Below are 10,393 nucleotides of genomic sequence, written 5' to 3'. Positions count from 1 at the left end.
CAGAACTTCCGTCCAGGCGTGATGGAAAGCATCGGCCTCGACTACGAACGCGTGCGTGCGCCGCCGCCCCCGCCGGTGAGCACGTCGTTCCCGGAGGAGAAGGAGATCAGGTCCACCGGCCGCTCGCCGGCCAGCCCGCCGGCGTTCAGCGTCACGGTGCTGCCGGTGCCCTGGACCGTGAGATGCGTCCCTGCGGTGACGTTGGCGTCGTAGAAATCCTGGCCGATGGTCAGGTCGACGCTGCCGGTGGCCTGGGCGTTGACGATGGGGAAGCCGGTGATCCCGGCATAGCCGGTCAGGTCCAGGACCAGGTCGCCGGCGATGCCGAAGCCGAGCGTGGCGTTCGCCGCTCCGGTTATCGTGTCGGTGGTGTCGAAGAAGGCAGGGTTGTTGACGATGGCGAATTCGCCGGGTCCGACCGAGCCGGTCTCCGGCCCGTCGACGGAGAAGAGATAATTGGCCATGACGTGCCTCCCTGATGGCGTGCGTGGTGCGTGCGGGGCGGTTCAACCTCGTCGATGAAGCAGGCGCTGCCCTGGGCCAGGGCCTGGAAGGTCCGGTAGGCCATCCACATATGGCCGCCGCTGCCGCCCCGGGGCCGAAGCTGTTGCGCAGCAGCACCGCGCCGACGCCATCGTCATAGCCGACGACCGCCAGGCAGTGGCCGGCTGGGCGGCCGTCGGCCCGGCAGCGCCGGGTCACGATCGGGCACGCCTCGACCGTGTCCGGATCGTAGCCGTGGTCGAAGCTGGCATGGATGTCGTCCATGGCCGCACCATACGGGGCGGATCCCCGCGATCCCGTCACCGATGCATCACCGATTGCCCGGCCGAGAAAATTTTCCGATCATCCGGCGCCGCCCGGATGGCCGGACGGCCCGGCTGCAGCTGAGGGCCGAAGATGCGGGCAGTGGACCGCCAGGACGACACGGGCGACCTGGAGGCGTCCGGCGTTCCGCCGATCGCGGGGCTGGTCCTGCGCACCTGCCTGCTCGACCTGCTGGACGGCGCGCCGCCGCGGACGCCGCTGTGGATCACGGCACCGCCCGGCGCCGGCAAGACCGCGCTGGCCGCCGCCTGGGCCGAGTCGCGGTGGCGCCCGGCCGACGGCGCCGCGGTGCTGTGGTACGGGGTCGAGGAGAGCGACGCCGATCCGCTCCGGCTCTTCGCCACGCTCGGCGGCTTTCTCGGCCTGCCGCATGGCTTCGGCACCGACATCCCGCCCGAGCCGACGCCGCAGGCCTTCGCCGAGATCGCCGGCTCGGCGCGGCGCTGGCTCGATGCGGCCCCGCCAGGCCGCAGGGCCGGCCCCCGGCTGATCGTGTTCGACGATGTCCACCTTGTGCCGCCCGAGGCGGTGACGATCACCCTGCTGCCGGTGCTGGCCGCGGCGCTGCCACCGGAAGACCGGATCCTGTGCCTATCGCGGCTGGACCCGCCCGACCCGGCCGCCGTGGCCGGGCCGGTCACGGATCTGCGCGTCACCGCCGCCGAATACCCGGATTTCGCCCGCGACCTGCCGGGCGGCCGCGCCCTACGGCGGGAGCTGTTCCTGGCCGGTCTGCGCCGGGCCGGCGGCTGGCTGCCCGGCGTGCTGGCCGCGCTGACTCCTGCCCTGCTGCAGGCGGGCTTGGCCGGGCCGGGCGGGAACGAGGCGGCCGAGCGGCGCCTGCTGCTGGCCACGGCCTTTTTGCAGGAGGGCAGCGCGGCCGAGTGGGCCGAACTGGGCGGGGCCGGGGCCCCGGCGCTGCTGGACCGCCTGGCCGGCGCCGGCGGGCTGGTCTCAGACCTGCCGGGTGGAGGCCTGCGCAAGCAGGACGCCTTTCAGGCCGCGCTGGAGCAGGCCGCCGCGGCCGAGTTGCCGCCGCCGGCGCTGGACCGCGCCCGGACGGGGGCGGCCCGGCTGCTGGGCCGGCGCGGCGCGGTGCTGCCGGCGGCCCGGCTGCTGCTGGCCGCGGGAGCCGGGGACGAGGCGCTGAACCTCGTGCTCGACCACGGGCCGGCCCTGTCGCTGGCCGGCCGCAACCGCGAACTGCGCGAAGCCCTCGACCTGTTTCCGGCCGAGGTCCTGGCCGGGCCCCGGCCGCGCATCTGGCTGGCCTATGCCCGGATGCCCTATGAGCCGCGCCAGGCGCAGCAGGCGCTGGCCGAGATCCGCCGGACGCTGGCGCCGGAGACGGCGCCGCTGGAATATGCCTGGGCGCTGAACGGCGAGGCCCGGGCGGTGCTGTCCGACTTCTTCGACTTCCGCGAGCTGCCGCGACTGGTCGAGCAGATCGACGATGCCCTGCCGCGGCTGGGCGACGCGGTGCCGCCCGCCCGCCAGACCCTGGCGATCACCCGCTGCATGGCCATCCTGATCGGCTGGCCGGACCATCCGGACGCCGGCGAGGCGCGCCGCTGGATCGAGGGCGCCCTGCCCTTCCTGCCGCCGACCGTCCAGCTGCTGCTGGGCAGCGTGCTGGTCAACCACCTGATCTGGTGGCGCGGCGACATGGCCGCCGCCCGCCCCTTCCTGGGCCGGCTGGAGGCGCTGGCGCGGCAGCGGGACATGGCGCCGCTGTCGGTGATGACCTGGTACTACGCCGCCCTGTCCGAGGCCTATCTCGACGGCGACGACGAGGCGCTGCGCCGCCTGACCGACGAGGTCGTCGCCTTCGCCGGGGACCGTCGCGTCTCGCACCGCCTGACCAACGCCTTCTGGGTCGTGGTCCAGGCGATGGCGACCGCGGGCGACCGCGCCGCGGCCGACTCCATGCTGCAGCGCTACGCCGCCTGCGCCCAGCAGCGCTGGCGCCGCACCGACTTCATCGGGCTGCACCATCTGCGTGCGGTCGTGGCGCTGTGCGCCGGCGACACCACCGCCGCGATCGCGGAGGCCGGGCAGGCGCTGGACTATGCTCGGCGCCATGGCGGGCCGCACCAGGTCGCGACCCAGAGCCTGCTGCTGGCGATCGCCCATGCCATGGCCGGGGACGTAGCGGCGCGGCCCTATATCGAGACGCTGCGCGAGGTGGCGGGGCGGACCGGCAACGCCACCTTCCTGCTGCATGCCGACCTGGCCGAGGCGTTCCTGGCCGCGGCCGCGGGCGGCGATGTCGCCGGCCCCTGGAACCGCGCCGCCGAGGCCGCCGGCCGCCTGGGGTTCCGCCGCATCGCCGGGATGAACCGCCCGGCCCTGGCCCGGCTGGCCGACACGGCACTGGCTGCCGGCGCCGAGGTCCAGGCGACGCGGCGGGTGATCGCGCTGTGGGATCTGCCGCCGCCCGAAGGAGCGCACGAGCTGTGGCCCTTCCCGGTCGAGATCCGCGCCCTCGGCGGCTTCGCGGTGCAGGTCGGCGGGTCGCGCGTCGCCATGGGAACCGGCAAGGCCCAGCGCAAGCCGATGGAGCTGCTGTGGTGCCTGATCGCCGGGCCGGCCGAGGGCTGGGCGCAGGAAGAGCTGGCCGATCAGCTGTGGCCAGAGCTGGACGGCGACCGCGCCATCCCCGCATTGCGCTCCACGATCTACCGGCTGCGCAAGCTGATCGGGACGCGGGCGATCCGGCACGAGGACGACCATATCGGCCTCGCGCCGGCGCAGGTGCGGACGGATGTGGCGCGGCTGCGCGCCGCCCTGTCGGCGCTGCAGGATCCGGCGGCCGGGGCGGCGGCCCGCCTCGCTGCCTTCGACCTGGCGGTCGGCCTGGTCCGCGGCCCGCTGCTGCCCGGCATCCGGCTGCCGCCGATCGTCGAGGCGCGCGACCGGCTGCAGGCGCTGCTGGCGGCGGCGGGAGCAGAATTGCTGCTGGCGCAGGATCCCGCCGACCCGGCCACGGCGCTGCGGGCCGGTCGGCTGCGCGCCGCGGCGCCCGGCCTGCGCCTGCCGCCGCCGCTGGCCCGGCTGGCGGTGGGCTGACGGATGGGGCCGGCCGTGACCGCATCCGGCTCCGCCCGCGCCGGGCCGCCCCGGCTGCTGCTGGTCCTGGCCGGCCTCTACCTCGCCCAGGCGATCCCGACCTCGCTGTTCGTGACCGCGATCCCGCCGATCCTGCGGCAGGAGGGGGTGACCCGGACCGCGCTCGGCGCGCTGGGCCTGCTGGCGATCCCCGGCGTGCTGAAGTTCCTGTGGGCGCCGCTGGTCGACCGGCTGCGGCCTGTCGCCCGGGCGCACCGGGCCGGCTGGATCGTGCTGACCCAGATCGGCGTGGTGCTGGCGGTGCCGGCGCTGCTGCTGATCCGCCCCGGCGACCTGCTCGGCTTCATCCCGATCGCCTTCGCCATCGCCATGCTGATCTCGACCCAGGAGATCGCCACCGACGGCTATGCCACCCTGGCGCTGCCGCCGAACCGCCGGGCGGCGGGCAATGCGGTGCAGAGCGGCGCGGCCGCCGCCGGCGTGGTGCTCGGCGGCAGCCTCGGCCTGCTGCTCCACCACCGGCTCGGCTGGTCCGGCATGGCGCTGGGCATGGCCGGGCTGTGCCTGCTGCCGCTCATGGCCGTGCCGGGGATGCGGGAGCACCTGCAGGACGGCGGCGAGATCCGGCCGGCGGCGCGGCCTCGCCCGCGGATCGCCGCCTTCCTGCAGCGGCCGGAGGCGCGGCGGATCCTGTGGATCGCCCTGCTGTTCCGGGCCGGCGAGGGGCTGGTGAAGCCGATGGAGGCGCCGTATCTGGTCGACGCCCGGGTTGGGCTCGACGCCATCGCCCTGCTGGCGGGCGCGTCGGCCGCCATCGCCGGCATGGCCGGGACGGTGCTGCTGGCCTGGCTGCTGCAGCGCCGCGGCGCCGCCGTCGCCCTCGGCGTGATCGGCACGCTGCGGGTGCTGGCCTGCCTGGTCTTCGCGCTGCATGCCGCCGGCCTGCTGCCCGGGCTGCAGCTGCTGTTCGGCGCCGCGGCGCTGCAGACCCTGATCCGGTATTCCGAGCTGGTGGTGCTGTACAGCCTGTTCATGGCCGTGGCCTTGCCCGCCCAGCCGGGCACCGACTTCACCATCCTGGCCTGTGCCCAGTACGCCGCCTATCTGCTGGGGTCGGTGCTGTCGGGAGCGCTGGCTGACGGCTTCGGCTACGCTTGGCTGTTCAGCCTGGGCACCTTGATCTCCATGGTCGCGCTCGTCGGGTCGCTGGCCCTCGTCCGCGCCCAGGACCGGGCGGCGCACCGCGTGAAGTGACGACCCCGGTCAGGCGCAGGGCACGCCCATCCGATACGACGAGTCTCTGAGTGAGCGGGAGGTCGCCGAAGGTCAGCCGATTTCGACCAGAGCCTTGACGAGCCCGCCTTTCCCGGTCGCCCAGCGTGGGAGATCGGCGAGCGCGTCGGCAAGGCTGGTGCGGTGGGTGAGGAGATGCTCCAGCGGGACCCGGCCATTCCCGATCGCGGCGACGGCCCGCTCGAAATCCGCGCGCAGGGCATTGCGGCTGCCCAGGACAGTCATCTCCCGCTTGTGGAATTCGGGGTCCGAGAAGCGGACAGTCTCGGCCACCACGCTGACCAGCACGAGCGCGCCGCCATGGGCGACATGGCCGAAGGCGCCCTCCATCGAGGCGAGGTTACCGGTGGCATCGAACACGACATCGAAACCATCTCCGCCGGTCGCCGCGTGGACCAACTCCGCCGAGCCGCTGCCGGCCGGGATGCCGTGCCTCGCGATGCCGCTGGTCAGAGCGAGGCCGAGCCGGTCTTCGTCGCGGTCCATGATCGACACGTCTCCGCCCGCCAGCCCGGCGAAGAGCGCGGTGCCGAGCCCGATCGGCCCGGCGCCGACCACCAGGGTACGGACGCCCGGCGCATGGCCGGACCGGGCCACGGCGTGCGCGCCGATCGCCAGGAACTCGATGCTCGCTGCTTGGTCGAGCGTCAGGCTGCCGGCCGGGTACAGGTTGCCCTCCGGCACGGCGATCCGCTCGCACATTCCGCCGTCGCGATGCACGCCGAGCACCGCGATCCGGACGCAGCAATTGGGCTTGCCGCTGCGGCAGGCGATGCAGGCACCGCAGGAGACGTAGGGGTTGACGATGACCGTTTCGCCCGGCGCCAGCGGACTGCCCGGAGGCGCCTCCAGCACCTCGCCGGACAGCTCGTGCCCCATGATCCGGGGGTAGTGGAGATACGGGTGGCTGCCCTCATAGATATGGAAATCCGTGCCGCAGATCCCCATCCGCCGGACCCGGACCAGCACCTCGCCTTCGCCGCGCTCGGGCTCCGGCCGGTCTTCGAGCGCCAGCTCCCCCGGTGCCCGGCACACCACTGCCCGCATGGCTTCGTCCGTTCCTCGGTCGAGAAGATCGGCAGTGCCGGGCTCAGGCCCCGTGCTGCCGCCGCTTCTGCAGGTTGTCGAGATAGACCACGAGCGCGATCAGCAGCCCTTCCAGCACCATCTCCCAGAACGGGTCGACGCCGAGCAGGACCGCGGCGTTGCTCATGGTGGTGAAGAGCACCGCGCCGACCACCGTGCCGAGCACGGTGCCCCGGCCGCCGAACAGGCTGGCGCCGCCGACCACCGCCGCCGCGATCGCCTGCAGCTCATAGGCGTTGGCCATGGATGGCGAGGCGATGCTGAGGCGCGAGACCAGGAGGATGCCGGCAAGGGCGGCGAGGCCCGAGCTCAGCACATAGGCGGTCAGGGTGATGCGGAAGACGTTGATGCCCTGCCGCCGCGCCGCCTCGGCATTCGAGCCCATGGCGTACATGTACCGCCCGGTCCGGGTGTACCGCAGCAGATAGTGGACCGCGATCCCGATCGCGACCATCGCCCAGAACAGATTGGGCAGGCCGGTTGTGCCGCGGGCGAACTCCTTCACCTCGGACGGCAGGCCGCCGAGGGTGACACCGCCGGCCAGCAGCAGCGCCAGGCCGCGATAGACCTGCAGGCCGGCCAGCGTCACGATGAAGGGCGGGATGCCCAGCCGGCTGATCGCGGCAGCGTTGACCACCCCGACCCCCGCCCCCGCGACCAGGGTCAGCAGGGCGGCGGGCGCGAGACCCAGGCCATGCCCGCACATCTGGGCGAAGGCGACGCCGCAGAATGCGACCACCGACCCCACCGACAGGTCGATGCCGGCGATCACGATCGTGCACATCACGCCGATCGCCACGATCGCCGCGATCGGCGTCTGCCGCATCAGGTTGCTGACATTGCCTTCGGTCAGGAAGTTCGGGGTGGTGACCGAAAGCACCACCCACAGCGCGACCGTGAAGGCGATGACATAGGTCTCGATCGGCAGGCGCCGCAGCAGGGCGCGGACGGACCCGCCCGCCGCGCCGCCGCTGAGGCGCGCCCCGGGTCGAACGCGCGGAAGGGGCTGATCCGTCATCGGACCTCCGTGATGATGCGGGGGCCGGGCGGCCGCGGCAGCCCGGCCCGACCGCGGCAGATCAGTTGCCCAGGAAGGAGCCGAGCTTGCGCTTCGAGACGTCGAGCAGGCCGGCCAGCTTCGGGTCGTCCATGGTCGCCTTCGTCACCGTGCCGACGCCGGTGTCGACGTCCTTCGGCAGGCGCACGCCATGCGCGGCGGCGTAGCCGTACCAGACCCCGGCGTAGCCCATCATGTACGGGTCCTGGATGACCAGGGCGTAGATCGAGCCGTCCTTCAGATGCTCCAGCTCCCCGGCATCGGAGTCGAAGGCGACCAGGCAGAGCTTCGAGCCGAGCTTCTGCTCGGCCACCGCGGCGCCGGCGCCGGTGCCCATCTGCGCGTTGTCGGCGAACAGGCCGACGAGATCCGGATCCTTGGTCAGCATGTCGGAGGTCAGGGTCATGCCCTCCGCCTCCTCGTTGTTGGCGACCCGGTTGCCGACCAGCGTGATGTCGGGATAGGCCTTCAGCCCCTCGACGAAGCCGCGGTCCCGCGAATCCAGCGATTCATGGCCGGCCATGGCGGTCAGGTAGCCGACCTTGCCGGCCGCCTTCCCGGTCCGCTCCTTGAGGCAGGCCGCCACGGCGTCGGCCGCGGCCTTGCCGCCGGCCTCGTTGTTGGTGGTGAGGAAGGCGGCGTATTTGTCCGTCTTTGCCCCGGAATCGATCACGATGACGGGAATGCCGGCGTCGCTAACCGCGGAGATCGGATCGCCGAGCGCCTCGAAGATGGTCGGCGCGATCACCACGGCGGCGGGCTTGGAGCCGGCGGCGCTTTCAAGCACCGAGATCTGGCCCGCGGCGTCGTCCTTCGGCGTGCCGAGCTTGTCGACCTTCACGCCGAGCTGCTTGCCGGCGTCTTCGGCCCCCTTGAACACCCATTGCCAGTATTCCGACGTGGTCGCCTTCACGATCACCGCGACCGTGTCCGCGGCCCGCGCGGTGGTCATGCCCGCGACCATCAGGGCGGCCGCCGAGGCCGCCATCACCACATTGCGTTTCATAGAGTCCTCCCCGTCTGTGCGGCGCTCAGGCCGCCTTCTTCGAATCGCTGTAGCCGGTCATGTATTTGATGAGAGTCTCCTGGTCGGTCGCCGCCGCCGGCGTGACGTGGACGACGCGGCCGCGGAACATGACGGCGACGCGGTCCGCGACCTTCAGGATCTCGACCAGGTTGTGGCCGATATAGATGACGCCGGCGCCATGCGCGGCGAGGTCGCGGGCATGGTGGATCACCCGCTCGCGCTCCATCACCGCCAGCGCCGCGGTCGGCTCGTCGAACAGCACCACCTTGGCCTGCCAGTAGATCGCGCGCGCGATCGCGACCGCCTGCCGCTGCCCGCCCGAAAGCCGCGCCACGGTGCGCGCCTCGGCCGGGATCTCGCTGCGGATCTTCCGCAGCAGCTCCGCGGTCTCGCGCCGGATGGCGCGATCGTCGATGAAGGGCAGGACGCCGAACAGGCGCCGCACCGGCTCCCGGCCCAGGAAGATGTTGGCCCCGACCGAGAGGTCGTCGGCCAGCGCCAGGTCCTGATAGACCGTCTCGATCCCCCGCTCCCGCGCCTCGCGCGGCGAGGACAGGTCGAGCGGCTGGCCGGCCAGCAGGATCCGGCCGGCATCGGCCCGGTAGACTCCGGAGATATGCTTGATCAGGGTCGACTTGCCGGCGCCGTTGTCGCCGACGACGGCCAGCACCTCTCCCGGACGGAGCTGCAGGTCGACGCCGCGCAGCGCCTCGACCGGGCCGAAGCTCTTGCGCAGGCCGGCGATGTCGAGGATCGGGCTCAAGCACTCACCCGCCCGGGCCGGCAGATCGGCCCCGCAATGAGCCGGAGTCTCCCATCGCACATCTCGTCCTCCCTGTATGTCTTGTTTGTTCCTTATACAGAAAAACCAATACATATTATGGTCAAACTGTTTTTTATGGATTAAGAGACATATCGTTTCGAACCAGGGACGGACCCGCATGAAGACGGACACGGTGTTCAAGCGCGCCTTCAACGACGCCCTGGACCTGATCGCGGCGCTGGACGATGGAGCAGCCCTTCCTTCGGAGCCGACCCTCAGCGCGCAGCTCGGCGTCAGCCGCACGACGGTGCGCAAGGTCCTCTCGACCCTGGCCGGACAGGGGATCGTGGCCGGGACCGGGCGCCAGCGGACCGTCCGCTCGGAAGGCGGCGCGACGCGGCGCTTCCCGGCGGCGGAAACCGTGCCGATGGCCGAGCAGATCGAGAAGCGCTTCATGGAATGGGCGCTGCGGGGCGATGCCCGCGCCGGGATGGCGATCAACGAGCTGGAGTTGGCCCGCCAATGCGGCGTCGCCACCACCGGGATCCGCGAATTCCTCAACCGCTTCCAGCGTTTCGGCCTGATCGAGAGGCGCCCGAGCGCGGGCTGGGCGTTCAAGGGCTTCACCCCCAGCTTCGCGCTCGACCTGTTCGAGATCCGCGAGATGTTCGAGCTGCGCTCGGCGATGGCCTTCGCGGCGCTGCCGGACAGCTCACCGCTGTGGCGGAGGATCGAGGCGCTGCGCGAGGAGCACGTCGCCCTCCTCCATGAGATCGAGACTCGCTACCACGACTTCTCGGATCTCGACAGCCGGTTTCACCGGCTGATCAACGCGGCCACGCCCAATCGCTTCATCGACGATTTCTATGACGTGATCACTTTGATCTTCCACTACCACTATCAATGGAGAAAACACGACGAGCGGCAGCGCAACGAGGTCGCGATCCGCGAGCACCTCGCCTATATCGACGCATTGCTCAGCCGCGACGTGGCCAGGGTTCAAGCCGCCTGCAAGGTGCATCTGGCCTCGGCGAAAGAGACCCTGATCCGCTCGACCTCGGAGTGATCGCCCGCCCCCTTGCCGGGACGAACCCGGGGCTCCTGCCCGCCTGGCTACGGAATTCACAGATTGCCTCTTTCGAGCCCCCCCTCCCCTCGCGGGAGGGGGGTAGGGGGAGGGGGTTCCCTCGGGTCGATCCGGCCCCGATCGCCACAGCCGGCGCGGACGGCGAGTTTGGTGCTCTGCCCATTCGCGCGCGGACGCGCGCAG

General features: G+C 71.9%; 8 protein-coding genes. 3 read left to right on the top strand and 5 right to left on the bottom strand.

Annotated elements, in window-relative coordinates:
- Window positions 1-41 precede the first annotated feature (41 nt).
- Window positions 42-464 carry a hypothetical protein gene (locus tag ABDW35_RS23550; protein ID WP_343716302.1) on the bottom strand — a complete coding sequence of 141 codons (423 nt, stop codon included), beginning with the start codon at window positions 462-464 and terminating at the stop codon, window positions 42-44.
- 436 nt (window positions 465-900) lie between these two features.
- Here ABDW35_RS23550 and ABDW35_RS23545 point away from each other — a divergent pair, with 436 nt between their 5' ends.
- Entirely contained in the window at window positions 901-3,897 is a 2,997-nt protein-coding gene (locus tag ABDW35_RS23545) for a hypothetical protein (protein WP_343716301.1), read from the top strand.
- Window positions 3,898-3,912: 15 nt separating this feature from the next.
- Entirely contained in the window at window positions 3,913-5,151 is a 1,239-nt protein-coding gene (locus ABDW35_RS23540; protein ID WP_343716300.1) for an MFS transporter, read from the top strand.
- Between the two features lie 72 nt (window positions 5,152-5,223).
- Here ABDW35_RS23540 and ABDW35_RS23535 read toward each other — a convergent pair whose 3' ends face one another.
- The 4 genes from ABDW35_RS23535 to ABDW35_RS23520 form a co-directional block, all read right to left on the bottom strand.
- Entirely contained in the window at window positions 5,224-6,237 is a 1,014-nt protein-coding gene (locus ABDW35_RS23535) for a zinc-binding alcohol dehydrogenase family protein (RefSeq protein WP_343716299.1), read from the bottom strand.
- Between the two features lie 43 nt (window positions 6,238-6,280).
- Entirely contained in the window at window positions 6,281-7,294 is a 1,014-nt protein-coding gene (locus ABDW35_RS23530) for an ABC transporter permease (protein ID WP_343716298.1), read from the bottom strand.
- A 61-nt stretch (window positions 7,295-7,355) separates the two neighbouring features.
- A complete protein-coding gene (locus ABDW35_RS23525; RefSeq protein ID WP_343716297.1) occupies window positions 7,356-8,339 on the bottom strand; it encodes a substrate-binding domain-containing protein in 984 nt (327 codons plus the stop codon).
- Between the two features lie 25 nt (window positions 8,340-8,364).
- Entirely contained in the window at window positions 8,365-9,123 is a 759-nt protein-coding gene (locus ABDW35_RS23520; protein WP_343716296.1) for an ATP-binding cassette domain-containing protein, read from the bottom strand.
- 178 nt (window positions 9,124-9,301) lie between these two features.
- Between ABDW35_RS23520 and ABDW35_RS23515 the strand changes: the two genes are divergently transcribed.
- Complete coding sequence (locus ABDW35_RS23515; protein ID WP_343716295.1) at window positions 9,302-10,189, top strand: GntR family transcriptional regulator; 888 nt, start codon at window positions 9,302-9,304, stop codon at window positions 10,187-10,189.
- Window positions 10,190-10,393 lie beyond the last annotated feature (204 nt).

The organism is Inquilinus sp., assembly GCF_039594555.1.
Lineage (GTDB): Bacteria > Pseudomonadota > Alphaproteobacteria > DSM-16000 > Inquilinaceae > Inquilinus.
This window is presented reverse-complemented; position numbering and strand designations above follow the sequence as displayed.